The organism is Chryseobacterium sp. SIMBA_029, assembly GCF_046535275.1.
Taxonomy (GTDB): Bacteria; Bacteroidota; Bacteroidia; order Flavobacteriales; family Weeksellaceae; genus Chryseobacterium.
In genome coordinates, this window is sequence record NZ_JAWRXA010000349.1 from 1 (window position 1) to 269 (window position 269).

Genomic DNA, 269 nt, shown 5'->3' on the forward strand with positions numbered 1-269 from the left:
TGTAGAACACCAGTTCTTCGGTCATCATTGTCTCCTCATCGATTGCTGATATCTGGCGCAGGCCAGCGACGCGGCAATGTCTAGGGGAGGATGCTGCCAATTTCTGTAAGCAGTCAGAGCTGCTTTCTGTACTGGATGAAGCCGGAGCGTTCGGCGATGTGATCGTAGAGGCGGCGGGCGCGCTCGTTGGTCTCGTGCGTCATCCAGTAGAGCCGGCCGGCGCCCTGTTCGCGGGCAAGATCGGCAACGCGCTCGATCAGTGCGGCACC

The 269-nt window shown here is 59.9% G+C and carries 1 protein-coding gene; it reads right to left on the reverse strand.

What is annotated here, in order from left to right; genetic code table 11:
- Positions 1-113: 113 nt before the first annotated feature.
- Positions 114-260, reverse strand: a complete 147-nt coding sequence (locus SB679_RS24420) for a GNAT family N-acetyltransferase (protein ID WP_410704852.1) — start codon at positions 258-260, stop codon at positions 114-116.
- Positions 261-269: the final 9 nt, after the last annotated feature.